Annotated in this window: 21 protein-coding genes; 10 read left to right on the top strand and 11 right to left on the bottom strand. The window is 69.1% G+C overall.

Annotation, left to right across the window (positions count from 1 at the left end):
- Positions 1-2: 2 nt before the first annotated feature.
- The 5 genes from ACE37J_RS03460 to modA form a co-directional block, all read right to left on the bottom strand.
- Positions 3-896: a DMT family transporter gene (locus tag ACE37J_RS03460; protein ID WP_409707074.1), complete on the bottom strand. Its 894-nt coding sequence runs from the start codon at positions 894-896 to the stop codon at positions 3-5.
- 75 nt (positions 897-971) lie between these two features.
- Positions 972-1349, bottom strand: a complete 378-nt coding sequence (gene grxD / locus ACE37J_RS03455) for a Grx4 family monothiol glutaredoxin (RefSeq protein ID WP_409707071.1) — start codon at positions 1347-1349, stop codon at positions 972-974.
- 10 nt (positions 1350-1359) lie between these two features.
- On the bottom strand, positions 1360-1593 hold the full coding sequence (locus ACE37J_RS03450; RefSeq protein WP_409707068.1) for a BolA/IbaG family iron-sulfur metabolism protein: 234 nt from the start codon (positions 1591-1593) through the stop codon (positions 1360-1362).
- Between the two features lie 376 nt (positions 1594-1969).
- Positions 1970-4147 (bottom strand): phosphoribosylformylglycinamidine synthase subunit PurL, encoded by a 2178-nt coding sequence (gene purL, locus ACE37J_RS03445; protein WP_409707065.1) that lies wholly within the window; start codon positions 4145-4147, stop codon positions 1970-1972.
- Between the two features lie 143 nt (positions 4148-4290).
- Entirely contained in the window at positions 4291-5055 is a 765-nt protein-coding gene (modA, locus tag ACE37J_RS03440; protein WP_409707062.1) for a molybdate ABC transporter substrate-binding protein, read from the bottom strand.
- Positions 5056-5221: 166 nt separating this feature from the next.
- Between modA and ACE37J_RS03435 the strand changes: the two genes are divergently transcribed.
- Entirely contained in the window at positions 5222-6649 is a 1428-nt protein-coding gene (locus ACE37J_RS03435) for an aldehyde dehydrogenase family protein (protein ID WP_409707059.1), read from the top strand.
- Positions 6650-6665: 16 nt separating this feature from the next.
- On the opposite strand, the gene ACE37J_RS03430 is transcribed toward ACE37J_RS03435, so the two are convergent.
- Together ACE37J_RS03430 and ACE37J_RS03425 are read right to left on the bottom strand one after the other, a co-directional pair.
- On the bottom strand, positions 6666-7715 hold the full coding sequence (locus ACE37J_RS03430) for a permease (protein ID WP_409707056.1): 1050 nt from the start codon (positions 7713-7715) through the stop codon (positions 6666-6668).
- Positions 7716-7761: 46 nt separating this feature from the next.
- Positions 7762-8079 (bottom strand): ArsR/SmtB family transcription factor, encoded by a 318-nt coding sequence (locus ACE37J_RS03425; protein ID WP_409707053.1) that lies wholly within the window; start codon positions 8077-8079, stop codon positions 7762-7764.
- Positions 8080-8233: 154 nt separating this feature from the next.
- On the opposite strand from ACE37J_RS03425, the gene ppk2 reads away from it, so the two are divergent.
- From ppk2 to ACE37J_RS03410, 3 genes are read left to right on the top strand one after another with little or no spacing between them, the layout of a single operon-like run.
- Complete coding sequence (gene ppk2, locus ACE37J_RS03420) at positions 8234-9097, top strand: polyphosphate kinase 2 (protein WP_409707050.1); 864 nt, start codon at positions 8234-8236, stop codon at positions 9095-9097.
- Positions 9098-9154: 57 nt separating this feature from the next.
- On the top strand, positions 9155-9625 hold the full coding sequence (locus ACE37J_RS03415; RefSeq protein WP_409707047.1) for an RDD family protein: 471 nt from the start codon (positions 9155-9157) through the stop codon (positions 9623-9625).
- Between the two features lie 59 nt (positions 9626-9684).
- The gene (locus ACE37J_RS03410; protein WP_409707044.1) at positions 9685-10470 is read left to right on the top strand and encodes an arginyltransferase; all 786 of its coding nucleotides are present in this window, start codon (positions 9685-9687) and stop codon (positions 10468-10470) included.
- A 6-nt stretch (positions 10471-10476) separates the two neighbouring features.
- On the opposite strand, the gene ACE37J_RS03405 is transcribed toward ACE37J_RS03410, so the two are convergent.
- Positions 10477-12969 (bottom strand): M10 family metallopeptidase, encoded by a 2493-nt coding sequence (locus ACE37J_RS03405; RefSeq protein WP_409707041.1) that lies wholly within the window; start codon positions 12967-12969, stop codon positions 10477-10479.
- 130 nt (positions 12970-13099) lie between these two features.
- Complete coding sequence (locus ACE37J_RS03400) at positions 13100-14182, bottom strand: TRAP transporter substrate-binding protein (RefSeq protein ID WP_409707038.1); 1083 nt, start codon at positions 14180-14182, stop codon at positions 13100-13102.
- A gap of 303 nt (positions 14183-14485) precedes the next feature.
- Between ACE37J_RS03400 and ACE37J_RS03395 the strand changes: the two genes are divergently transcribed.
- The 4 genes from ACE37J_RS03395 (at position 14486) to purB (ending at position 20730) form a co-directional block, all read left to right on the top strand.
- Positions 14486-15565: a TRAP transporter substrate-binding protein gene (locus tag ACE37J_RS03395; RefSeq protein ID WP_409707035.1), complete on the top strand. Its 1080-nt coding sequence runs from the start codon at positions 14486-14488 to the stop codon at positions 15563-15565.
- A 130-nt stretch (positions 15566-15695) separates the two neighbouring features.
- Positions 15696-16679 carry a TRAP transporter small permease subunit gene (locus tag ACE37J_RS03390; RefSeq protein WP_409707032.1) on the top strand — a complete coding sequence of 328 codons (984 nt, stop codon included), beginning with the start codon at positions 15696-15698 and terminating at the stop codon, positions 16677-16679.
- A 10-nt stretch (positions 16680-16689) separates the two neighbouring features.
- On the top strand, positions 16690-19344 hold the full coding sequence (locus ACE37J_RS03385) for a TRAP transporter large permease subunit (protein ID WP_409707029.1): 2655 nt from the start codon (positions 16690-16692) through the stop codon (positions 19342-19344).
- A gap of 72 nt (positions 19345-19416) precedes the next feature.
- On the top strand, positions 19417-20730 hold the full coding sequence (gene purB, locus ACE37J_RS03380) for an adenylosuccinate lyase (RefSeq protein ID WP_409707026.1): 1314 nt from the start codon (positions 19417-19419) through the stop codon (positions 20728-20730).
- 265 nt (positions 20731-20995) lie between these two features.
- On the opposite strand, the gene ACE37J_RS03375 is transcribed toward purB, so the two are convergent.
- Complete coding sequence (locus ACE37J_RS03375; RefSeq protein ID WP_409707023.1) at positions 20996-21316, bottom strand: DUF1476 domain-containing protein; 321 nt, start codon at positions 21314-21316, stop codon at positions 20996-20998.
- A gap of 204 nt (positions 21317-21520) precedes the next feature.
- On the opposite strand from ACE37J_RS03375, the gene trpE reads away from it, so the two are divergent.
- On the top strand, positions 21521-23035 hold the full coding sequence (gene trpE, locus ACE37J_RS03370) for an anthranilate synthase component I (protein ID WP_409707020.1): 1515 nt from the start codon (positions 21521-21523) through the stop codon (positions 23033-23035).
- 94 nt (positions 23036-23129) lie between these two features.
- Complete coding sequence (locus tag ACE37J_RS03365; RefSeq protein WP_409707017.1) at positions 23130-23765, top strand: FMN-binding negative transcriptional regulator; 636 nt, start codon at positions 23130-23132, stop codon at positions 23763-23765.
- An 18-nt stretch (positions 23766-23783) separates the two neighbouring features.
- Here ACE37J_RS03365 and ACE37J_RS03360 read toward each other — a convergent pair whose 3' ends face one another.
- On the bottom strand, positions 23784-23993 hold the full coding sequence (locus ACE37J_RS03360; RefSeq protein ID WP_409707014.1) for a hypothetical protein: 210 nt from the start codon (positions 23991-23993) through the stop codon (positions 23784-23786).
- Positions 23994-24107: the final 114 nt, after the last annotated feature.

Genomic DNA, 24107 nt, shown 5'->3' with positions numbered 1-24107 from the left:
CCTCAGCGCGCGTAGCGGTTGACGAGGAGGACGCCGAGGCAGGCGGCGAAGGCCGCGGCCCAGCCCGCCGCGCCCACGACCTCCCCGAGCAGGAGCCAGCCGCCGAGGGCGGACATGACCGGCACGAGCGAGGTGAAGGCGGAGGCGCGGGCGAGGCCGAGCGCCTTCACCGCATAGCCGAAGCAGGCGACGGAGACGGCCCCCGAGGCGAAGCCCTGCACGGCGACCTGGAACGCCACCTCCCGCGCCGGATAGGTCTGCAATTCCGTGCCGAGGAAGAGCGCGGCGACGATCAGCACCGGCGTCGAATAGAGGCAGACATAGGCCGCCGCCTCGATCCCCGAGAGCCCGGTCTTGCGGAAGGCGATGGTGAAGGCGGACCAGCCGAGGCAGGCCGTCAGCAGCCAGGGTGCGCCCGCGAGGAGGTTCGAATCGCCCTCGACGGTTGCGGGGACGAGGATCAGCGCCACCGCGGCCGCGATGAACACGAGCCCGACGATGCGGCCCCGGCGGATGCGCTCCCCCTCCGCGAAATAGCCCCAGAGCGCGACAATCATGGGCAGGAGGCCGGGCACCAGCGGCCCGAAGAGCGAAGCCTCGACCGATTGCATCCCCTTGCTGATGAGGAGGACGAAGGGCCCGCCCCAGCCCAGCGTCATGATGATGAGGAGGAGCGGCTTCTCCCCCTTCGGGAAAATTCCCTTCCGCATCCAGTAGGGCGCGAAGAGGATGGCGGGGGTGGCGTAGCGGAGGAGCGCGATGTCGAGCGGGGCGTGCCGCTCCAGCATGGCGAGGCGGGTGGCGACGATCCAGCCGCCCCAGATCACGACGGCCAGAATGACCGCGACGTAGCCCGCGAGGGGCGGCGCGGCCGGTTCTGCCAGTCTCGTGTTCATCGCCGCCTTTCCCCGCCCGCCCTGTCATGCGGCGGCGCGGGGCGCGGCGCAAGGGGCCCGGGGGCCCCGGCGCCCTCAGGCGTTCGTCTCGCGGATCTTCTCCGCCGCCTCGGCGTTGAAGGCGACGCCCTTCGTCTTGAAGGTATCGTCCAGCTCACCCGAGAGCACCATCTCCGTGATGATGTCGCAGCCGCCGACGAACTCGCCCTTCACGTAGAGCTGCGGGATGGTCGGCCAGTCGGAGAAGGATTTCACGCCGTCGCGGATCGCCGGATCGTCGAGGACGTTCACGTCCTTGAACGGCACTTCCATGTAGTTGAGGATCGCCGCGACCCGGCTGGAGAAGCCGCATTGCGGCATCGTTTTCGTGCCCTTCATGAAGAGCACGACGTCATTCGCGTCGATCTCCGCCTTGATGGCGGCGTGGGCCGGGTCGGTCGTCGTCGTGGTCATGTCGCTCTCCTCAATCGGGGGCGCGGGTTGTAAGGGCGAGGGCGTGGAGTTCGCCCCCCATACGGCCTTTCAGCGCGGCGTAGACCATCTGGTGCTGCTGCACCCGGTTCCGGCCGCGGAATTCCTCCGCCGTCACGGTGGCGGCGTAATGGTCGCCGTCTCCGGCGAGGTCGGTGATCTCCACCCGGGCGGTCGGGAACGCCTCAAGAATGAGCCGTTTGATCGCTGTCGCCTCCATCGCCATCCGGCAAGACCCCCATGCGCGTCGCTTCCGGGAAAAAGTAGTCCGGCGGCGCGCGGCGCGCAAGGAGGGCTCAGGCCATCAGCGCGGGCGGAAGCAAGGCGCGGCTGATGTTTCTCTCCCCGGCCTCGGCAAGCGGCCTTCCAGTGGAAGGCCGCAGAGGCCGTCGCCCGGAGGCGCAAGCCGCAGGGCGAGGGGCGCCAAGCCGCCGCGTCGGTCGAATATCTGACTGCGGGCGCCGCGGCGGGCGCGGAAACGCGGCCGCCGGGGGGCGGCGGCCGCGGGCGGATCAGCCGCGGGTCTGATCCGCCGGGCGCTCTCGGAGAGCACCGGCCAAGCCATGCAAGGGGGCGTCCAAACGGTTCAGATCCGCGCTTGCTCAGGCCATCAGCGCGGGCAGCGCGCCCTCATGCGCGGAGCGGGCCTCGGCCAGCGGCAGGGCGCGGTCGCCAAGCACGATCCGGTCGCCCCCCGCCCTGCCCACGGTGCGGGCGGGGATGCCGGCCTCCGCCGCACGGTCCAGCGCCGCCTCCTCGTCATCGGCGGAGACGGCGAGGAGATAGCGCGCCTGATCCTCCCCGAAGAACCATTCCTGCATCGCCATGGACGGATCGGAGGCGAGGACGACCCCCACCCCGCCGGCCAGCGCCATCTCCGCCGCCGCGAGGCCGAGCCCGCCGTCGCCGAGATCGTGCGCCGCGGAGAGGAGCCCCTCGGCCCCGAGGGCGCGGACAAGCTCGCCCGCGCGGCGCTCGGCTTCGAGATCGACGGGCGGCGGCGCGCCCTCCTCCCGCCCGAAAAGCTCCGCAAGGTAGACGGAGCGGCCCATATGCCCCCGCGTCTCCCCGATCAGGATCATCCGGTCCCCCGCCTTCGGGGCGATGCGGACCACGCGCTCGACATCCGGGAGAAGGCCGACGGCGCCGATGGACGGCGTCGGGAGGATCGCCCGGCCGTCCGTCTCGTTGTAAAGCGAGACGTTGCCGGAGACGATGGGGACGCCCAGCGCTTCGCAGGCCGCGCCGATCCCTTTCACGCAGCCGACGAACTGGCCCATGATCTCGGGCTTTTCCGGATTGCCGAAATTCAGGTTGTCGGTCGCCGCCAGCGGCAGGGCGCCGGTGGCGGAGAGGTTCCGGTAGGCCTCCGCCACCGCCTGCTTGCCGCCCTCGAACGGGTCCGCGAAGCAATAACGCGGCGTCACGTCCGAGGTGAAGGCGAGCGCCTTCCGCTTGCCGTGGACGCGGACCACCGCGGCGTCCGCGCCGGGGCGGATGACCGTGTCCGCCATCACCATGTGGTCGTACTGCTCCCAGACCCAGCGGCGGGAGGAGAGGTTCGGGCTGGCGAGGAGGCGGCGGAGCGCCTCGTCCATCTCCAGCGCCGGGGCGGGGCCGGCGGGCGCGGGCTTCGGCGTCTCGACCCAGGGGCGGTCATATTCCGGGGCGGAGCCGGAGAGGGTGCGGAGCGGGAGGTCCGCCTTCACCTCGCCCTTGTGGAGGATGAGGAACCGATCCTCCGCGATGGTCTCGCCCACGATGGCGAAGTCGAGATCCCACTTGTCGAAAACGGCCTTCGCCTCCGCCTCCTTCTCCGGGCGGAGGACCATGAGCATCCGCTCCTGGCTTTCGGAGAGCATCATCTCGTAGGCGGTCATCCCCGTCTCGCGCACCGGCACAAGGTCGAGGTCGAGGCGGATGCCGAGGCCGCCCTTGTCCCCCATCTCCACCGCCGAGCAGGTGAGGCCGGCCGCGCCCATATCCTGGATCGAGATCACCGCGCCGGTCGCCATCAGTTCGAGGCAGGCCTCCATCAGCCGCTTCTCGGTGAAGGGGTCGCCGACCTGGACGGTCGGGCGCTTCTCCTCGATCGTGTCGTCGAACTCGGCGCTCGCCATCGTCGCGCCGCCCACCCCGTCCCGCCCCGTCTTGGCGCCGAGATAGACGACCGGCATGCCGACGCCGGAGGCGGCGGAGTAGAAGATCGCATCCGCCCGCGCGAGCCCGGCGGCGAAGGCGTTCACGAGGCAGTTGCCGTCATAGGCGGTGTGGAACCGCAGCTCGCCCCCCACGGTCGGCACGCCGAAGGCGTTGCCGTAGCCGCCGATCCCGGCCACGACGCCGGCGAGGAGGCGCTTCGTCTTCGGATGGTCCACCCGGCCGAAGGAAAGCGCGTTCATCGCGGCGACGGGCCGCGCGCCCATCGTGAACACGTCCCGCAATATGCCGCCTACTCCGGTCGCCGCGCCCTGATAGGGCTCGATATAGGAGGGGTGGTTGTGGCTCTCCATCTTGAAGACGAGCGCGTCGCCCTCCCCGATGTCCACCACGCCGGCATTCTCCCCCGGTCCGCAGATCACCTGCGGCCCGCTCGTCGGCAGGGTGCGGAGCCATTTCTTCGACGACTTGTAGGAGCAATGCTCGTTCCACATCGCGGAGAAGATGCCGAGTTCGGTGAAGCTCGGCACGCGGCCGCAAATCTCGAGGATGCGGGCGTATTCCTCCGGCTTCAGCCCGTGGGCGGCGGCGAGGGCTTCGTTCACTTCGGGTTCGGACATCGGCGCTCCGCGCGGCTCGTGCGGCTTTCTCTTCCCGGGCGGCGCGGGGCGCGAGAACTCGCGAAGTCCGGCGGCGCGCCCGCGCCTGTCTGGTAGCGGAGGGGCCTTCCCCGCGCAAGCGAGCGCGCCAGGGAATCGGCGGCTCAGTCGAGGATCGCGAAGCCCTGCGCGGCGAAGGCGGCCTTCGCCTCCGGCGAGCGGAGGGCGGCGAAGAAGGCGCGGTCCGCCTCGTCCCCCGCATCAGCGAGAAGCGCGCCGGGATAGACGATGGGCGGGTGGCTGCCCTCCAGGAACACGCCCACGACCGACACGTTGTCGTCAGCCGCCGCATCGGTCGCGTAGACGACGCCGAACGGAGCTTCGCCGATGGAGACGAGGGCCAGCGCGGCACGCACATTGTCGGCCTGCGCGACCGAGGGCGCGACACTCTCCCAGAGGCCCAGCGAGACCAGCGCCGCCTTGCCGTAACGCCCGGCCGGCACGGCCTCCACCAGCGCCATCGCGAGCTTCTCCTCGCCAAGCATTCCCGCAAGGTCGAGGCCGGGCCAGACGGCGACGGCGGGCACATCCTTCCCGTGGGCGACGAGCACAAGGCTGTTGCCGAAGAGATCGGTCCGCGTTCCCTCCGCCAGCAGGCCCGCCTTCTCCACCTCGTCCATCCATTCGACGGCGGCGGAAAGGAAGATGTCCGCCGGGGCGCCCTCGATGATCTGCCGCGCGAGGGCGTTCGACCCGGCATAGGAGACGACGACGGAATGGCCCGTCTCCTCCATCCACTTCGCCGCGAACTCGTCGAGCGCCGTCTTCATCGAGGCGGCGGCGAAGACGACCACCTCCGCCGCCGCGACGGTGGCTGCGCCGAGGCAGAGCGCGGCGGCGAGCGCGGCGGGGGCGAAGCGTGAGGGCATCCGGGAGTTCCCCTTCTGGTTATATTCAAAGAAACATATCGCCGAAGCGAACGCTTAGGCAAGCGCCGGGAGATCGCGGGGCCGCAAGGGATGGCGGCGCCGCCCGCACCGGGCTAGACTCCAGGCGAAGCCTCACCCCTGTCCCGCCTTTGCCGGAGAACCCGCCATGATCCCCGACAACATGCTGAAATTCTACATCGACGGCGCCTGGGTCGAACCCGCAACGGCGAACCGGCTGGGCGTCGAGAATCCGGCGACGGAGGAGATCGTGGCCGAGGTCGCGCTCGGATCGGCGGCGGATGTGGACCGCGCGGTGGCCGCCGCCCGCGCCGCCTTTCCCGGCTGGTGCGAAACGCCGCCCGCCGCGCGCATCGCCGTGCTGAAGCGCCTGCTCGACGTCTATAACGCGCGCTACGAGGACTTCGCGCAGGTCATGTCCCTCGAAATGGGCGCGCCGATCGAATGGGCGCGGGCGGCGCAGGCCTGGGCCGGGCAGGTGCATCTCGAAGCCGCGATTCGCGCGGCGGAGGAGATGGAGTGGGAGACGATGCGCGGGACGACGCGGATCGTGCATGAGGGGATCGGCGTCTGCGGCCTCATCACGCCGTGGAACTGGCCGATGAACCAGATCGTCTGCAAGGTCGCGCCCGCGCTGGCGGCGGGCTCCGCGATGGTGCTGAAACCTTCAGAGATCGCGCCGCTTTCCGGCGTGCTCTTCGCCGAGATCTGCCATGAGGCGGGGGTTCCGAAGGGCGTCTTCAATCTCGTGAACGGGACGGGCGCGGAGGTCGGCGCGTATCTCTCCGCCCATCCGGGGGTCGACATGATGTCCTTCACCGGCTCGACCCGCGCGGGCGCGGCGGTGGCCGCCGCCGCGGCGCCCTCGATCAAGCGCGTGGCGCAGGAGCTTGGCGGCAAGTCCCCCAACATCATCCTGCCCTCGGCCGATCTCGCGGCGGCGGTGGCCGGCGGGGTGGAGGGCTGCTTCGGCAATACCGGGCAGAGCTGCGACGCGCCGACCCGCATGCTGGTGCCCCGCGCCCGCCACGGCGAGGCGCTGGCGCTCGCGCGGGAGGCGGCGGGCGCCGTCGTCGTGGGCGACCCGCGCGACCCGGAAACGACGATGGGCCCGCTCGTCTCGGGCGTCCATTTCGAGAAGGTGCAGCGGCTGATCCAGGCCGGGATCGACGAGGGCGCGACGCTCGTCTGCGGCGGGCCGGGGCGCCCGGCGGGGCTCAATCGCGGCTGGTTCGTGCAGCCGACGATCTTCGGCGACGTGACGAACGACATGACCGTCGCGCGGGAGGAGATCTTCGGCCCCGTCCTCTCGATCATGCCTTATGACGACCTCGATGAGGCGGTGGAGATCGCGAACGACACGGTCTATGGCCTCGCCGCCTTCGTTTCCGGCGCTCCGGAAGAGGCCCGCGCGGTCGCCCGGCGTCTCCGCGCGGGCACGGTGAACCTCAACTATCCGGAATGGGACACCTTCGCGCCCTTCGGCGGCTACAAGCAATCCGGCAACGGGCGCGAATACGCCGACTGGGGCATCCGCGACTTCTGCGAGGTGAAGGGGATCGTCGGCTGGGGGTGACGGCGCGCCTTCGACTTCACAGCGCCGCCCAGAGCTGGAACAGCAGGCCCGAGGCGAAGGCGCCGGTCAGCGACAGGCCGATATAGAGGCCGAAGACCTGCGGCCTCGCCAGCGCCCAGACCGCCATCGCCGCCGGGATCGAGGTGACGCCGCCGGCGACGAGGAAGGCCATGCCGGCGCCCGGCGCCATGCCCTGTTCGATCAGGCCGCCGACCAGCGGCAACGCGGCGTAGCCGTTCAGATAGGCCGGCACGCCCACCAGCGTCGCCGTCAGGATCGGCAGGAGCCCCTGCCCTCCCAGAGCGGCCGTCACCGTCTCCGCCGGGATCCAGGCGAGCATCAGGCTTTCGAGGATGAAGGCGAGCGTCAGCCATTTGGCGAGGAAGAGCGTGGTCGTGAGGGCGTTCTTGCCGAATTTCGCGCGCCGCTCCGGCTCCGCCCAGAACCGCCAGACGACCGGCTTCGGCGCGCGCACCCGCGCCCCGCCGCAGCCGCCATTGCCTACGCCCTCGCGCAGAGGATCGGACAGCGCCCCGCCGCGGGCGAGGACATGAACCACGAGCCCGCCGAAGACGCCGAGGCCAATGGCCGCGAGCGTCTTGGCCACGGCGAATTCAAGGTCGAGCACCCCCGCCGTCAGCACGAACATGGAGGGGTCCATGATCGGCGAGGCCAGCCAGAAGGCCATGACGGCGGAGAGCGGCACGCCCATCGCCAGAAGCGCGGCGATCAGCGGGATCACCCCGCAGGAGCAGAAGGGCGAGATGGCGCCGGCGAGGGCGGCCACGCCGATCATCACGAGCGGCGCGCCGGTGAAGGCCTTGGCGATCAGGTTGTCCGCCCCGGTCGCGCCGGCCCAGGCGGCGATGGCGATGGAGAGGATGAGGTAAGGCCCCGTGCTCAGAAGCGCATCGAAGGCGAAGCCCGCGCTCGCCCCGGCCTGAGGCGTGTCGAACATGGCGAGCGCGACAAGGATCAGCGCGGAGACGAGCCAGACCTGCTGCTCCCTCGCGACGCGGCGCAGGGCGGCGAAGGGGCCGGGAACGGGGAGCGAGGCGTCGGTCATGTCCAAATCTCCGGAATTCCGGTTGTTTCAGGGCGACAAGAAACCTTCACGCGGCGCTCTCCGCCGGCGTGACCACGACGCCGGAACAGCATTCCGACGTGAGAAAGCCGAGCACCCGGCGCATGGCCGGGAAGTCGACGCTGTTGAACACTTCCCGCCCCCGCCGCTCCTGCAGCACCAGCCCCGCATCGACGAGCGTGGAGAGATGATGCGCCAGCGTGGAGGGCGCGAGGCCGAGATGCGCGCCGATATCGCCGACCCTCAGCCCCTCCTCCCCCGCCCTCACGAGGAGGCGGAAGATCGAGAGGCGCGCCTCGTGGCCGAGGGCGGCGAGCGCGCGAGCGTGATGGGCGATCTCCGTCATGCAGCCAACATAACCATATTTCCGGTTATGTAAATGATTCGTCCCGCAGCGGCGGAAGAGGCCGGGCGCCGCCGCCGCGGGGCGGGCCCGAGCCTTTACGGGCGCGTCCGCCGGCGGCATTCTTCCACCGGACATTGCGAGGAGATGCGGGCCGATGGGCGAGATCAGGGATTATTTCGAGAAGCGGGCCCCGAAATCCATCCGCAAGGCCATTCAGCTCGCAAAGTCCAACGAGTTCCTCGACGCCGGCTATCCCCACCCGGACCGGATGAAGAAGAAGGCCTATGACCGCGAGCTCGAAGCGCTCCAGATCGAGCTCGTCAAGCTGCAGTCCTGGATCAAGGCGACGGGCGAGCGCGTCGCTCTCGTCTTCGAGGGGCGGGACGCGGCGGGCAAGGGCGGCGCAATTCGCCGCTTCACGATGAATCTCAACCCCCGCGGCGCGCGCATCGTCGCGCTCGCAAAACCGTCAGACACGGAGCGCGGGCAATGGTATTTCCAGCGCTACATCCAGCACCTGCCCGGCCCCGGCGAGATCGTGTTCTTTGATCGCAGCTGGTACAACCGCGCCGTGGTCGAGCGCGTCTTCGGATTTTCCACCGATGCGGAGCGCGAGATCTTCTTCCACCAGGCCCCGGAATTCGAGGACATGCTGGTGAATGACGGCATCCGCCTCTTCAAGTTCTGGCTGACCGTGGGCCGCGCCGAGCAGCTCTCCCGCTTCCTCGCGCGGGAGGAGGATCCGCTCCGCCAGTGGAAGCTCTCCCCCATTGACTATCAGTCGCTCGACCGCTGGCCGGACTATTCCGCCGCGATCGAGGAGATGTTCCGCCGCACCGACAGCGGCGTCGCGCCCTGGACGGTGATCCGGGCGGACGACAAGCGCCGCGCGCGCATCGCCGCGATCCGCGCCGTCCTCGCCGCCATTCCCTATTCCGGACGGACGGAGGACGCGGCGCGCCCGCCCGACCCCGCGATCTGCGGCGCCGCCGGCGCGATCCCGCTCGCAACGCCCTGACTTGCGCCGCCCCGCCGCCGGGGCCATGTGCCCGGTGAGAGGCGAAGGGAAGAACGCATGGCGATGAACGAAGGCGTGGCGGGCTGGCTGGAAGGGCGGGGCGGGCTCCCCGATCCGGAGACGGAGCGCCGCTTCTATGCGGGCGTCCCGGCGCGCCGGCTCTTCGCCTTCATTCTCGATCTCGTCTTCGTCTGGGGCCTCGCGCTGCTCGTCGGCCTTCTGACGCTCGGCCTCGGCTTTCTTCTGCTCGGCTTCGTCGTCGCGGCGGCGGATCTGATCTATCGGGTCTCCACCCTCGCGAACCGCTCCGCGACCTGGGGCATGCGCTTCACGGCGATCGAACTCAGGCGGCGGGACGGCGAGAGGTTCGACCTGCCGCACGCGATCGGGCACACCCTTCTCTTCTATGTCGTCGTCGCCTTCGCGCCGCTCCTGCTCGTCTCCGCGATCCTGATGGCCGGCTCCGCCATGGGCCGGGGCCTGCATGACCTTCCATTTGGCTCAACCATGATCAATTCTCCGGCGTGACAGGGGCTTGAAGCGTTGATACCTTTCTCGCGCCGCGTCACCGCCCGTCCGAAGCCTGAATGACCCATCTGAACCAGAACATCACCGCGCAGTTCTTCCTGACGGCGAACCAGCCCTGCCCCTACCTTCCCGGGCGGCAGGAGCGGAAGCTGTTCACGACGCTGCGCGGTGCCGATGCGCGGCGGATGAACGACACGCTCTCGCTGCGCGGCTTCCGGCGCAGCCAGTCCGTCGCCTATCGGCCTGCCTGTTCGGAATGCGGCGCCTGCCTTTCCGTTCGGATCCCGGTCGCCTCGTTCGAGCCGAGCCGCTCCCAGCGCCGCGTCCTGAAGGCCAACAGGACGGTCGAGCGACGGACCTGCGCGCCCTGGGCGACGGAGGAGCAATATGAGCTCTTCCGCGCCTATCTCGGCTCGCGCCACGCCGATGGCGGCATGGCGGAGATGGACATCTGCGAATTCGCCGCGATGATCGAGGAGACGACGGTGCGGACGCGCGTGATCGAGTATCACGATGCGGAGGCCGGCGGCCTCATCGCGGCCTGCCTGACCGACGTGATGGCGGACGGTCTGTCGATGGTCTACAGCTTCTTCCGGCCCGATCTGGCCTCGCGCAGCCTCGGCGTCCACATGATCCTCGACCATGTGGCCATCGCGCGGCAGGCGGGCCTGCCGTATCTCTATCTCGGCTATTGGGTCCCCGGCTCCCGGAAGATGGACTACAAGGCGAAGTTCACGCCGTTCGAGTATTTCCGGGGCGGCGCCTGGCGGGTGACGGACGCGCCGGAACAGCTCCCCGTCGAAGAGCTGCAGAAACCGGACCCGACCCCCGTCTCGCCGGACTGAGGCGCCTCAGAACAGGAAATCCTGCGCCGAAAGCGCTGCGGCCTCCATGCCCGCGAGCGTGACGGAATAGTCCGCGAAGCGGATGACGGCGCCCTCCGCGCCCTCCTCGATCAGGAGCGCCCCGAAGGCGGCGCCGGGGCCGGCGATGACGATCCGGTCCGCGCCCTGCGTGAAATCCGTGATGATGTCGTCGCCGGCGCCGGGGCGGAAGAAGAACCGGTCCCCGCCGGCGCCGCCGGTCAGCTCGTCGTCGCCGGCCTGGCCCCAGAGGCTGTCCGCCCCCGCGCCGCCGCGGATCGCATCGTCTCCGCCGCCGCCGCGCAGCGCGTCATCTCCGCGCTGGCCGACGAGCCGGTCGCCGCCCGCGGCTCCGAAGAGCCGGTCGGAGGCGGCGCCGCCCTTCAGAATGTCGTCGCCCCCGCCCCCGTTCAGCGTGTCCGCTCCGGCCTGCCCTTTCACCGTATCGTCGCCGCCCCGCGCGCGCACCCTGTCGTCTCCGCCCCGCCCGGCGATGATTTCGTCGCCGGCGCCGCCCGTCAGGGTCTCGTCCGATGCGGCTCCGCGGATACGCACGGGCGGCGGCGCGTCGCGGCCGATATCGACCGGGACCGAGAGGTCGGAATCGACAAGCGCCGGTTCGACCGGATTCGGGGCCGGGGGAAGCGGAGGCGGAGGAACGGGCTCCGGCTCCGCGCGAGACTCGTCCGCCGTATCTTCCTGCGTCGGCTCCCGGTCCGACGCCCGCGGCTCGTCCTCAGGGTCCTTCAACCTGGGCTCGACCGGCGGTTCCGGGTCTTGCGTCAGAGGGTCTTCCAGCGGATCGACCGGGACGGGTTCCGCGGGCGGCTCCGGCTCCTCCGCGACGGGTTCTTCCAGCGGATCGACCGGGATCAGCTCGGCGGGCGGCTCGGGCTCCGGCGCTGCGGGGCTTGGCGTCTCCAGCTCCGCCATGGGCGCGTTGACGGTCGTCGTATCGGAGTCGGCCGCGTCTGCGGCCGCCGGCTCCGCCGGGTCGGCGAAGAGATCGGAGAAGGCGATGGCGCCGAGTATGATCGTCTGGCTCAGCGCCTCCGCCGAGAGAACGAGCGCCGCCGCCCCCGCTTCCGCCTCCGCGAGGGTGAAGCCCCCGGCGCCGGAAAGCGCCCGCAGGTCCTCCAGGCTCGAAATCGTCGCCCCGCCGCCCGCCCCGAAGAAGAAGGAGCCGGCGACAACCTCCTCGGGCAGGCCGAGAAGTTCGATCCTGTCCCCCTCGCCGAAGTCGAGATCGAGGATCAGGTCCACGTCGCCAAAAGCAGAATAACCGAGATCGAACCGGAAAAGGTCGGCCCCCGCACCGCCGGCAAGCGTATCCGAGCCCGCGAGGCCGTCGAGCGAATCGTCCCCGCCCAGTCCCTCCAGCCGGTTGCCCGCGCGGTTGCCGAGGATGAGATCCGCCCCGCCGCCGCCTGTCGCGTGCTCGATCAGGGAGCGCGCGTCCCCCTCGAATTCGAGCGCGTTGAAGACATGCCCGCGCGCATGGACGCCGCCTCCGAGCCAGGCGCGCTGCGCCGTTCCGTCCGGGTCCAGATCGACGAAGCCGCCGGGCGCGAGGTCGATCGCGAGCCCGCGCTCGAAGGCGGAGAAATCGTAGAGATCCTCCCCGCCCCCGTCCCAGATCGTCCGGAAGACGACATTGCCCCGCGTCTCCTCCTGAAGAACGCCGTTGACCGCCATGCGCCCCGATCCGGGCGTGAAGGCGTAGACGTCATCCCCCGACCGATGCTCGAAATTCGCGCCGTAGAGCCGCTGGACCGCCGCGATGTCGAGCATCATCGGGGTCTGCGGCCCGCTCGCGGACCCGTTCGTATAGGCGCTCCCCGGCGACCCGACATAGGAGCGATAGGTCATGAGCGTGAACTCATGGCTGTCGAACGCATAGGGCACGGCGCCGGCGCCGCCCGTCTCGTGCCCGTGCTTCAGGCCGAGCGCATGGCCGATCTCGTGCAGCACCGTGGCCCAGGCGTAACTGCCGGAGACCGGATCGTTGAAGTCGGTCCGGTTGAACCAGGCGTCGCCGCCCTCGTCGCCCGAGAAGGGGAAATAGGCGAAGGCCGTGCCGGGCGCGGCGGAGCGGCCGATCATCAGGTCGGCCTCGGCGTCCGCGGCGCCCGTCAGTTCGGTGAATTCGAGCCCGCTGACCTCGGCGAAGAAGGCGAAACCGGCCCGCGCGGCGGAGGCGAGCCCCTCCGTCGCCGGGGCGAACGTGTCGCGGACATTGAGATAGCCGCGATAGGCGTAGTCGGAGGCGGAATCGGGGAAGCTGAAGGTGAGCGAGGTCGTCGCCCATTTCACCCCGGAAAGAAGGCCGTCGACCGCCTGGTCCGCGTCGAAGACCGTGCCGTCCACCGGGGCGGAGGTCGCGCGCGCGGTCTGCTCGCCGACAGGCGAGGCGGCGGCGCAGAGCGCGCAGGCGCAGGCCGGCTGAGTGTCGTATGCGGCCGTGACTTCGCCCTGCGGCATTTCCGAAAACCTCCCGACGGAAGGATAGACGCACGCCGCCGCGGCCGCAAAGCCGCGTTTCCCGCAATGCGACCAATCTCACAGGACGGTCGGAAGGGGCGGCGCGAACGGCGCCGCCCCCGATGCCGCCTCAGGCGATCCCGAGAACCCGGTTGCGTTGCCTCAGGAACGTGCCCTCGAACTGGGAGGCGGAGGCGCCGACCGTGCGGAGGAAGGACTGGTAGCTGTCGTCGATCCGCACGGCGAGATCGGAATGCGCCCGCACCTCGGCGTAGGCTTCCGCGGCGGCGTCTCCGAACGCGTCCCAGAGATCGTCGTTGAAGGCGCGGACCTGCACGCCGTTCTCCTCGATCATGCGTTTCAGGTAGGCCCCGTTGAGCGCCGAGAGCTCGTCATAGGCGTTGCCGTTCTCTTCGAGGCAGGCCGCGCGGATGACGTGCTTCTCCCAGTTTGAGAGCGAGCCGTACCAGGAGGCGTTCATTCCCAGCCCGGCCGCAGTCCCCGGCTCGTGCATCCCGCCGGTGTAGTAGAACTTCGCGGCCTCGTAGAACTTCATGAAGTAGTCGTTATAGGGCCCGATCCATTCCGTCGCCTCGATGGAGCCCGAGACCAGGTTCTCGTAGATCTGCGCGCCGGGAAGCGCGACGGTCGAGGCGCCGAGCTTCGCCATCACCACGCCGCCAAGGCCGGGGATGCGCATCTTGAGGCCCTTCAGATCCTCAGGCGAGTTGATTTCCTTGTTGAACCAGCCGCCGGCCTGGGTGCCGGTGTTGCTGCAAAGGATGCACTTGACCCCGAAGCCGCCGGCGATCTCGTCCCAGAGCTCCTGCCCGCCGCCGAACTTGATCCAGGCGTTCATCTCCGGCGCCGTCATCCCGAAGGGCACGGTCGAGAAGTAGTTGTAGGCGGGATGCTTCCCGGCGAAATAATAGTCGCTGGAGACATAGGCTTGGCTGTTCCCCGAGGCGACCTCGTCGAGCACGTCGAAGGCGCCCACGCGCTCGCCTGCGGCGAAGTACTCCGTCTGGATCTGTCCGTCGGAGATTTCGACGATTCGCTGCATCAGCCGCTGCACCGAGGTGCCGATGCCCGGAAAGTCCCTCGGATAGGAGGAGACGACCGTCATCGTCTTGCGCTGCTGCGCGACGGCCGGAGCGGCCAGGGCGCCGGCGCCCGCGAGCGCGGCGCCGGTGATAAAAGTGCGACGTTCCATGTTTCCATTCCCTTGTCTGTGCGCCTTGTTCCGGCGACGAGTTCCGGCAGGAGACGTGAAGAAGCTATTTTTTTCAAGCGCGTCCGGGGCATGGACGCCAGAACCTGAAGGCATGGCGGAAACGTGGCGTCGACGCCGTGTGCGGCTTGCCGCATCACCCTGTTGCGCCATGACTGACACGGGCCCGGAGGCGTCCCACAGCGTGACCGGCGAACCTAATCCGCTTGGCAACATGACAGGTTTGTTCTACGTCACATGCACGGATTGCGCCGGGTCCAACGGCGCAAAAGCAGGGAGATAACCATGGAACGACGCCTATTCCTCAAAGGCGCGGCGCTCGCGGGCGCCGGCGCCCTCGCCGCCCCCGCCATCGCGCAGGCCAACAAGACGATCACCATCGTTTCGACATGGCCGCGGGACTTCCCGGGCCTCGGCATCTCGGCGCAGCGCCTCGCCGCCAGCATCACCGAGCTGTCCGAAGGCCGCCTGCAGTCGGAGTACTTCGCGGCGGGCGAGCGTGTCGGCGCCTTCGACGTGCTCGACGAGGTCGCGGCCGGCAACAGCCAGGCCTATATCGGCGCGGACTACTACTGGACGGGCAAGCACCCGGGCTACGCCTATTTCACGGCCGTTCCGTTCGGCATGACGACGCCGGAATGGAACGCGTGGATCAAGTTCGCCGGCGGCCAGGCGCTGTGGGACGAGCTTTCCGGCGAGTTCGGGATCAAGTCCGAGATGTGCGGCTCCACCGGCACGCAGGCCGGCGGCTGGTTCAACAAGGAGATCAACTCCGCGGAGGACCTGAAGGGCCTGAAGATGCGCATCCCCGGCCTCGGCGGCCAGGTGATGGCGAAGCTCGGCGCCTCGACGGTGTCGCTCCCCGGCGGCCAGATCTACGAGAACCTCGTCTCCGGCGCGATCGAGGCGACCGAGTGGGTCGGCCCCTACAACGACTACTTCATGAAGTTCTACGAAGCCGCCAAGATCTACTACACCGGCGGCATGCACGAGCCGGGCGGCGGCATCGCCTTCGGCATGAACGCCTCGTGGTACGGCACGCTCACGGACTGGGAGAAGGCCGTGATCCGCGCCGCCTGCCACAAGGAGCAGGCCGACTCCCATGAGGAGAACATGGCGAACAACGGCATCTATCTCGACCGCCTGATCACCGATCACGGCGTCCAGGTTGCCGCCTTCAATGACGACGTCTGGGACGCGTTCGGCGACGCCGCCGCGGAGGTCTTCGAGGAGACGCGGGCGCATTCCCCGCTCGCCGCGAAGATCGACGACAGCTTCCAGGCGACGCTCCGTCAGGTCGGCGGCTTCATGGACAAGTTCGAAGGAACCTTCGTCCGCCAGCGCAACCGCGTTCTGGGCCTCTGATCCCCGCCCCGCCCGGCGCTTCGGCGCCGGAGGGGCGGTTCAGGGCGGGGCTTCGGCCCCGCCCTTCCTGTGACTCTTGCGCCGGCGGCCATCGAACCCCGCGGCGGAACGGACAGGCGAGGGTTTCCGCATGACAGACATGAGCGCCGCCATGGCGAAAGGCGGGGCGCCAGCCCCCGTGCTCCGGCTCTTCGGCTGGGGCATGCTCGCCATTCTCGCCGCATATCTGATAGAGAACGTCTGCGTCGTCTGGCTCGACTTTCAGGGCGCCCGGGCGATTCTGTCGGGGGGCGGCGTCGCGATGGCGGCGCTTTACCTGGTCGGCCTCGCGCTGGCGGCGTTCTGGGTGCTTTCGAGCGGATCGACCCCGCTGCGGCGGGACGCTGCGCGCATCACCGCCTTCAACGCCTATCTGATCCGCTCGCTCTTCTGGGCGGTGTTCTTCGTCGGGGTCGTAGACGCCGCCATCGCGTTCGTCCGCGCTGAAGGCTTCCTAACCAACTTCATGGATGCCGAAACGGCCATCCTCTACGGGCAGTCGCGCTTCCTCGCGCCGACCTTCCATGCCCCGCTGATCGCTCTGGGCTTCGTCTTCGGGCTCTTCACGCGCACGCTCGGCTTCACCTGGCTCACGCTTCTGATCGTGGTGGCCGAACTCGGAATCGTCTTCTCCCGCTTCATCTTCTCGTACGAGCAGGCGTTGATGGGCGACCTCGTGCGCTACTGGTACGCCGCCCTCTTTCTCTTCGCCTCCGCCTATACGCTGCTCGAGGAAGGGCATGTGCGGGTCGACGTTCTCTACGCCGGCTTCTCCCAGCGCGCCAAGGGCCGCGCCAACGCGATCGGCGCGATCTGCTTCGGGATCACGAGTTGCTGGGTGATCATCGCCATCGGTTTCGCGAGCAAGACATCGGTCATCAACAGCCCGATCTCCAGCTTCGAGATCTCGCAGACCGGAACATCCGGGATGTACATCAAGTACCAGATGGCCGCCTTTCTCGGCATTTTCGCCGTCACCATGCTGATCCAGTTCGTCAGCCAGTTGTTCGAAGCGGTCGCGGACATTCGCGACGAACCGGGGCGGCGCGAACCGGCGTCCGCCTCGGCTCAGTGAGGGCGCGCACATGGAACTCCTCTTTCTCGCCCTCCTCGTCGTCCTGATGGCGGCGGCGCTCGGCTCCGGTTATCCGGTGGCCTTCGCCCTGCCCGGCGCCGCGATCATCTCCATCGGCCTCGCTGCGGCGGCCGGCTGGGTCTTCGCCGAGAATCCTGACGCCTACTTCCATACCGGCGGCCCCTCGCAATGGCTGTCCGCGGGCGTGACGAACCTTCGGGGCGTCTACTGGGATGTCGACCGGGATACGCTGATCGCCATTCCGCTCTTCATCTTCATGGGCATCATGCTCCAGCAGTCGAAGATCGCGGAGGACCTGCTGGTCACGATGGCGCGGCTCTTCGGGCCGGTGCCCGGCGGCCTCGGCATCTCCGTCGTCTTCGTCGGCGCGCTTCTCGCGGCGACCACTGGCATCGTGGGCGCGACGGTCGTGGCGATGGGCCTGATCTCCCTGCCCGCGATGCTGCGGAACAACTACTCGCCGTCGCTCGCAACCGGCACGATCGCGGCGTCGGGCACGCTCGGGCAGATCATCCCGCCCTCCATCGTGCTCATCATCCTCGCGGACCAGCTCGCCTCCGCGACCGACCAGGCCTCGACACTCCGCAAGGCGCTGCACAAGGAGGCGACGGGCGAGCTCTCCATGCCCTCCGTGTTCGACGTGAGCTCGACTTCGGCGGGCGAGATGTTCCTCGGCGCGATGGTTCCGGGCCTCCTGCTCGTCGCGCTCTACATGATCTTCATTCTCTCCTATGCGCTGATCCGGCCCTCGAAGGCGCCGGCCGTGCATTACGAGGGCGAGTGGGACCGGAAGTTCCTCGTCGAGGTCTTCGTGACCCTCGTGCCGCCGCTCACGCTGATCTTCCTCGTCCTCGGCTCGATCATCGCCGGCATCGCCACGGTGAACCAGGCCGGCGCCATCGGCGCCGCGGGCGCCATGATCATGGCCGGCTACCGGCTGCATCCGTCGGGCGGGCTCCGCGCCTATATCCCGGCGATTCTCGCCGCGATCGGGCTCGCGATCGTCGCCTATGCGACGACGAACTACACGATGAACATCAAGTCGGTCACGTCGCCGGAAGACTCCTTCGGCATCACGATCGGCGTGATCGGCGTCCTCTTCCTGATCGCAGCCCTCGCCTGGAGCGGCATCCGCACGTTCCGCTTCAACCGCACGCTCCAGGGCGTGATGGTCGAGACGGCGAAGACGACCTCGCTCGTCTTCATCATCCTCCTCGGCGCCGCGATGCTCACCTCGGCCTTCCGCGCCTTCGGCGGCGAGGATCTGGTGAAGGACTTCCTCCAGTCGCTGCCGGGCGGCTTCTGGGCGCAGTTCATCGTCGTGATGCTCGTCATCTTCATCCTCGGCTTCTTCCTCGACTTCATCGAGATCGCCGTGGTCGTGGTGCCGATCGTTGCGCCGATCCTGCTGTCCGATCCCGGCGCGAACATCACCGCCGTCTGGCTGGGCGTGATGATCGGCCTCAACATCCAGACATCGTTCCTCACGCCGCCCTTCGGCTTCGCGCTCTTCTACCTGCGCGGCGTGGCCCCGGCGACGGTGCGGACGGTGCAGATGTATCGTGGCGTGATCTCGTTCATCGCGCTGCAGCTGACCGCGCTGGTCATCGTCGGCCTCTATCCGCCGCTCGTGAACTACCTGCCCTCCCGGTCCTCGCTTCTGGCGGAAACGGCGCCGCCGCCGCGCAACCCGCGGCTCCAGGCCTGCCTTACGGACTATGTGCGGGAGACGATGGGCAATGACGGCGGGGCGACCATGGCGGCCATCGCCTCGGCGAAGACGCTCGATCTCTCGCCCCTGCCCCGTTCGCTCCAGCAGGACGCGACCGGAGGCTTCGAGGCGGCGGAGACGGCCTCATCCGCCCTCGCCGCCATCTACGAGGGAATCGCGGCTGTGGAAGCCGCCGCCCCGGCCTATCGCCCGATCCTGACCGAGGTGCGCGGTTATGAACGCCTGATCCGTGACGAAGCGGAGGAGATCGAGCGCATCCGGGTCCAGCTCAGCCGGCTTCGCGGCGACGACATCGAGGAACGGCGGGCGGAGCTGGAGGCGCGCCTCGCAGTGCTGGAAACAGACAAGGCGCGGCTGGAGTCCCTCATACCCGCCGAATGGGACAGCGTGCATGATGAATTCGCCAAGCTCACCAAGGCGGAGGATGACGCCCGCACACTCTTCACCCGCAACGCGGACAAGGCCTATGACGATCCCGCCAAGGTCCTGGCCACGCTGCAGGCGACGCCGGCCTATCTCGATATCGGAGCCGATCTCGCCGCGCTCCGCGACGTGATCGCCGCAGGGACGGAGGCGGACCAACCGGCGCTCGAAGCCGCCGTGCAGGAGATGGAAAGCCGGCTCGGCGCCATCGAGGGGGCGGGCGACGTGCGGTCCGAGCTTGCGAAGGCCCGCCGCGCGCTCCGCGAACGCTCCTTCAGCATCGAGGATGCGCTGGCGGCGCATGAGGCCACCATGGCGGCCTATCAGGAGCAGATCGCGTGGCGGGAGGCCGCTCCCGGCCTTCAGGCCTATCTGGACGGGATCAGGGACACGATCGGCGCCCGGGCCCAGGCGGATCTCACCGAGGATCAGGCGAAATTCCTCGCCGCCTGCGTTGCGAACCACAGGGACCTCTCGCTCTACTTCTGACCTTCGCGCCGGGCGGTGGACAGCCCCGCCGCCCGGCGCTACACCCCGGCCAGCAGCGAGCCGAGGCCCCCGATGATCCCCCGCTATTCCCGCCCGGAAATGACCGCCATCTGGTCTCCGGAAACGAAGTTCCGCATCTGGTTCGAGATCGAGGCCCATGCGACCGACGCGCTGGCCGATCTTGGCGTGGTGCCGGAAAGCGCGGCGAAGGCGGTCTGGAAAGCGAAGGATGTCGAGTTCGACGTCGCCCGCATCGACGAGATCGAGCGCGAGGTGAAGCATGACGTCATCGCCTTCCTCACCCATCTCGCCGAGCATGTCGGGCCGGAGGCGCGCTTCGTCCACCAGGGCATGACCTCGTCCGACGTGCTCGACACCTGCTTCAACGTCCAGCTCGTCCGCGCGGCGGATATCCTGCTCGACGATATGGACGATCTCTGCGAGGCGCTGAAGCGGCGGGCCTTCGAGCACAGGTTCACCATCTGCATCGGCCGCAGCCACGGCGTCCATGCCGAACCGACCACCTTCGGCCTCAAGCTCGCGCAGGCCTGGGCGGAGATGGACCGCAACCGCTCCCGCCTAGCACAGGCGCGGGCCGAGGTGGCGACCTGCGCGATCTCCGGCGCCGTCGGCACCTTCGCCAATATCGACCCTGCGGTGGAGGCGCATGTCGCCGCGAAGCTCGGGCTGGAGACGGAGCCCGTCTCCACCCAGGTCATCCCGAGGGACCGGCACGCGATGTTCTTCGCCGTCCTCGGCGTGATCGCCTCCTCCGTCGAGCGCGTGGCGGTGGAGATCCGGCATCTTCAGCGCACCGAGGTTCTGGAGGCGGAGGAATACTTCTCCCCCGGCCAGAAGGGCTCCTCGGCCATGCCGCACAAGCGCAACCCGGTGCTGACCGAGAACCTGACCGGCCTCGCCCGCATGGTCCGCGCCTATGCGCTGCCGGCGATGGAGAATGTCGCGCTCTGGCACGAGCGGGACATCTCCCATTCCTCGGTCGAGCGGATGATCGGCCCGGACGCGACGATCACCCTCGATTTCGCGCTCGCCCGCCTCACTGGCGTGATCGAGAAGCTGGTCGTCCACCCCGATAACATGGAGCGCAACCTCAACCGCTTCCGCGGCCTCGTCCATTCGCAGCGCGTGCTCCTCGCGCTGACGCAGAAGGGCGTGAGCCGGGAGGATTCCTACCGGCTCGTGCAGCGGAACGCGATGAAGGTCTGGGAGGAGGAGGCGGATTTCCTCGCGGCGCTGAAGGCCGATCCGGAGGTTTCAGCCGCGATGACGGCCGAGGAGATCGAGGCGAATTTCGACCTCGCGCATCACACGAGGCATGTCGACACGATCTTCGCGCGGGTCTTCGGGCCGGAGGACGAAGGGTAACGGAAACGTGCAGGCCTGCACGGGCCCGGCGCCGATTGCGCGATCCGCGCTTGCGCGGCCCCATCGGCTCCCCATCTGAACGTCACAGGCCCCGCTGGGGGCGCTCCACCCCGGAGATGATGATGGAAAACGAACCCCGAAGCTTCACGCTTCGCACGGTGATGCTGTCGGTTTTCGCGCTCGGATGGGTCGCGCTCACCCTCGGCGCCGCCTTCGCCGGCTGAAGGCGCCCCGGCCCGATGCGGCCGGGGCGGCCGACGCCGCCTCAGTCGATCTCGCTCATGATCTGGATCTTGGCCTCGGCCTCCAGCGCGGCGAGTTTCGCGCGCACATCCGCCTCGGTGACAGCGGCGCCCTTGGCGGCGATGTCGGCCATGACCTTCCGCATCACGTCCTCGTCCCCCGCTTCCTGGAGGTCGGCGACGACGACCGAGCGCGCATAGGCGTCCGCATCCGCCTCGCCCAGCGGCCCGGCGAGCCAGAGGCCGAGCAGCTTGTTCCGCCGCGCAGCGACCTTGAACTGCAGCTCCGCATCATGGGCGAACTTGGATTCGAAGGCCTTTTCGCGGTCGTTGAAAGTCGTCATGGCGGCTCTCCCTGAAGGTTTCGCCCGCAGACATAGGCGAGCGCGGCGCCGCTGTGAAGCCGCCTCGGCCCGCCCGTCGCATTGGTCGCAAGCGCCGCGCCCCCGCCGCTTGCCGGGGCCGGAGCCTCCGCCTATGGTCCGCGCGCCCACGCGCCGCAGAAGGACCCGCAAAGTGCCGCATCGCCCCCCGAAAAGCTGCTTCTGATGGAGATCCGGCCTGATTACGCCGCCTTCGAGGCGGCTCATGCGCGGGGCGAGAACCAGGTGCTCTGGACCCAGCTGCCCGCCGATCTCGATACGCCCGTCTCGCTGATGCTGAAGCTCACCGGCGCGGCGGAGAACAGCTTCCTTCTCGAATCCGTCACGGGCGGGGAGATCAAGGGCCGCTATTCCGCGCTCGGCATGAAGCCGGACGTGATCTGGCGCTGCGTCGGAGACCGTGCGAGCCTCAACCGCGCCGCCCGCTACGACCAGGACGCGTTCGAGGATGATCCCCTGCCCCCCCTCGCCTCGCTCCGCGCCTTCCAGGCGGAGAGCCGCATCGACCTGCCGCCGGAGCTTCCCCCCATCGCCGCCGGGCTCTTCGGCTTCTTCGGCTATGACATGGTGCGGCAGGCGGAGCGGCTCCCCTACCCCACGGGCAAGCCCGATCCGCTCGGCCTGCCGGACAGCCTGATGATGCGCCCCACCGTCGTCGCCGTAATGGACGCGGTGAAGGATGTGGTGACGCTGATCGCCCCCGTCTGGGCGCGGGAGGGGCAGCCCGCCCGCGCCGCCTACGCCCAGGCGGCGGAGCGGCTCTCCGACGCCGTGGCGGCGCTGGACCGGCCGGTTCCTGCGGATCGCGCGCTGATGGAGGCGGCGGAGATCGGCGCGCCCGTTTCCAACACGCCGGTCGAGGCCTATCTCGGCATGGTCGCGAAGGCGCGGGAGTACATCGCGGCGGGGGACATCTTCCAGGTCGTGCTCTCGCAGCGCTGGCGGCTCGATTTCCCCTACCCGCCCTTCACCTTCTACCGGGCGCTGAGGCGGACGAACCCATCGCCTTACATGTTCTACTTCAACTTCGGCGGCTTCCAGCTTGCGGGCGCGAGCCCCGAAGTGCTGGTGAAGGTCCGCGGCGGCATCGTCACCATCCGCCCCATCGCCGGCACGCGGCGGCGCGGGGAGAATGAGGCGGAGGATCGGGCGCTGGAGGCCGAGCTGATGGCGGACCCGAAGGAGCTGGCGGAACACCTCATGCTGCTCGATCTCGGGCGGAACGATGTCGGCCGCGTCGCGAAGATCGGCACCGTGCGGCCCACCGCGGAATTCACCGTTGAGCGCTATTCCCACGTCATGCACATCGTCTCCAACGTGGAGGGGGAGCTCGACCCGAGCCATGACGCGCTCGCCGCCCTCCTCGCCGGCCTCCCCGCGGGCACCGTCTCCGGCGCGCCGAAAATCCGGGCGATGCAGATCATCGACGAGCTGGAGACGGAGAAGCGCGGGCCCTATGCCGGCGGCGTCGGCCATATCTCCTCGGCGGACGACATGGACATGTGCATCGCCCTCCGCTCCGCCGTCATCAAGGACGGCGCGCTCTATGTGCAGGCGGGCGGCGGCGTCGTCTGGGATTCGGACCCGGAGGCGGAGCGGATGGAGACGATTCACAAGGCCCGCGCCGTGATGCGCGCGGCGGAAGAGGCGGCGCGCTTCGCCCGGCGGGGCAACCGGTGAGGGGCCATGCGCACAGTGCGCAGGGCATCCAACCCTATGCCGCCATTCAGGAATCTATCCAGATACCCCACATGCGCGCGGCGAGGTGAAGGCCATGTATCTCCCCGACCATTTCAGGGAAACCGACGAGGCCGCCGTCGCCGGCCTGATCGAGGATCACCCGCTCGCCTGCATCGTGGCTGAGACGGCGGAGGGCCTGATCGCGAACCACATCCCGCTCCTCCCCGGAAGGCCGGGCGAGATGATCGGCCATGTCGCGCTCGGGAACGACATGCACCGCCTGATCGCGGAGGGGCAGGAGGTTCTGGCGATCTTCCGCGCGGAGGAGGGATACATCTCCCCCAACTGGTATCCGGGCAAGGCGGAGCATCACCGCGTGGTGCCGACCTGGAATTACCGCGTCGTCCATGTCCACGGCGCGATCTCCTTCCAGCATGACGAGCCGGCGAAGCGCGCCGCCGTCGGCCTCCTCACCAGCCGGCGGGAGCGGCGGGCGAACGGCGACGCGGCCTGGCGCATGGCCGACGCGCCGGCGGACTACATGGAGACGATGCTCGCCGGCATCGTCGCCTTCCGCATCGCCGTCCGCCGCGTCACGGCGAAGTCGAAGCTGAGCCAGAACCGCGAGGCGCGGGACCTGCAGGGCGCCGTCTCCGGCCTCCGCGCGGCAGGGGAGGAGGCGCTGGCCGGGCGCATGGCGCGCGGGCTGGCCGGGGAACCCGGGCGCTGAACGGCGCGCATCGGGGCGCTACAGCCCCGTCTCCGGGTCGAACCGCTCGCCGATATAGCCCTTCGATTCGGGCGGAGCCGCGCCCGGCTTCGCCGTCTCCAGCCCCTCCCCGTCGCCATAGGGCGTGAAGGCGCGCACCACCGACGGCACCCCGGCATGGTCCGTGATCGCCTTCACCGTGGCGAGATGATCCCGGTGGAGCACGGAGAAACCGGGCGCGCGGGCCACGTTCGTTTTCCACGCGCTATTTCTGATAATATAATTTTATCAGATAGTTGACCCCCTTGCACAGCGTGTGCACACGCCCCGCCAGGCGGCTTGACGGGGGCGCCCGCCCGGCCG

The sequence above is a fragment of the Pikeienuella sp. genome (assembly GCF_046290545.1).
In the GTDB taxonomy this organism is placed as follows: Bacteria; Pseudomonadota; Alphaproteobacteria; order Rhodobacterales; family Rhodobacteraceae; genus Pikeienuella.
This window is presented reverse-complemented; position numbering and strand designations above follow the sequence as displayed.

Excerpts from the sequence above, each read along its gene's own strand:
- ACE37J_RS03415 (WP_409707047.1), top strand. The coding sequence starts at position 9,155 with ATGGCGATGAACGAAGGCGTGGCGGGCTGGCTGGAAGGGCGGGGCGGG.
- ACE37J_RS03365 (WP_409707017.1), top strand. The coding sequence starts at position 23,130 with ATGTATCTCCCCGACCATTTCAGGGAAACCGACGAGGCCGCCGTCGCC.
- trpE (WP_409707020.1), top strand. The coding sequence starts at position 21,521 with ATGGAGATCCGGCCTGATTACGCCGCCTTCGAGGCGGCTCATGCGCGG.
- grxD (WP_409707071.1), bottom strand. The coding sequence starts at position 1,349 with ATGACCACGACGACGACCGACCCGGCCCACGCCGCCATCAAGGCGGAG.
- ACE37J_RS03425 (WP_409707053.1), bottom strand. The coding sequence starts at position 8,079 with ATGACGGAGATCGCCCATCACGCTCGCGCGCTCGCCGCCCTCGGCCAC.
- ACE37J_RS03390 (WP_409707032.1), top strand. The coding sequence starts at position 15,696 with ATGACAGACATGAGCGCCGCCATGGCGAAAGGCGGGGCGCCAGCCCCC.
- ACE37J_RS03460 (WP_409707074.1), bottom strand. The coding sequence starts at position 896 with ATGAACACGAGACTGGCAGAACCGGCCGCGCCGCCCCTCGCGGGCTAC.
- purB (WP_409707026.1), top strand. The coding sequence starts at position 19,417 with ATGATCCCCCGCTATTCCCGCCCGGAAATGACCGCCATCTGGTCTCCG.
- ACE37J_RS03410 (WP_409707044.1), top strand. The coding sequence starts at position 9,685 with ATGACCCATCTGAACCAGAACATCACCGCGCAGTTCTTCCTGACGGCG.
- ACE37J_RS03375 (WP_409707023.1), bottom strand. The coding sequence starts at position 21,316 with ATGACGACTTTCAACGACCGCGAAAAGGCCTTCGAATCCAAGTTCGCC.
- ACE37J_RS03450 (WP_409707068.1), bottom strand. The coding sequence starts at position 1,593 with ATGGCGATGGAGGCGACAGCGATCAAACGGCTCATTCTTGAGGCGTTC.
- ACE37J_RS03395 (WP_409707035.1), top strand. The coding sequence starts at position 14,486 with ATGGAACGACGCCTATTCCTCAAAGGCGCGGCGCTCGCGGGCGCCGGC.
- ACE37J_RS03405 (WP_409707041.1), bottom strand. The coding sequence starts at position 12,969 with ATGCCGCAGGGCGAAGTCACGGCCGCATACGACACTCAGCCGGCCTGC.
- ACE37J_RS03400 (WP_409707038.1), bottom strand. The coding sequence starts at position 14,182 with ATGGAACGTCGCACTTTTATCACCGGCGCCGCGCTCGCGGGCGCCGGC.
- modA (WP_409707062.1), bottom strand. The coding sequence starts at position 5,055 with ATGCCCTCACGCTTCGCCCCCGCCGCGCTCGCCGCCGCGCTCTGCCTC.
- purL (WP_409707065.1), bottom strand. The coding sequence starts at position 4,147 with ATGTCCGAACCCGAAGTGAACGAAGCCCTCGCCGCCGCCCACGGGCTG.
- ppk2 (WP_409707050.1), top strand. The coding sequence starts at position 8,234 with ATGGGCGAGATCAGGGATTATTTCGAGAAGCGGGCCCCGAAATCCATC.
- ACE37J_RS03430 (WP_409707056.1), bottom strand. The coding sequence starts at position 7,715 with ATGACCGACGCCTCGCTCCCCGTTCCCGGCCCCTTCGCCGCCCTGCGC.
- ACE37J_RS03435 (WP_409707059.1), top strand. The coding sequence starts at position 5,222 with ATGATCCCCGACAACATGCTGAAATTCTACATCGACGGCGCCTGGGTC.
- ACE37J_RS03385 (WP_409707029.1), top strand. The coding sequence starts at position 16,690 with ATGGAACTCCTCTTTCTCGCCCTCCTCGTCGTCCTGATGGCGGCGGCG.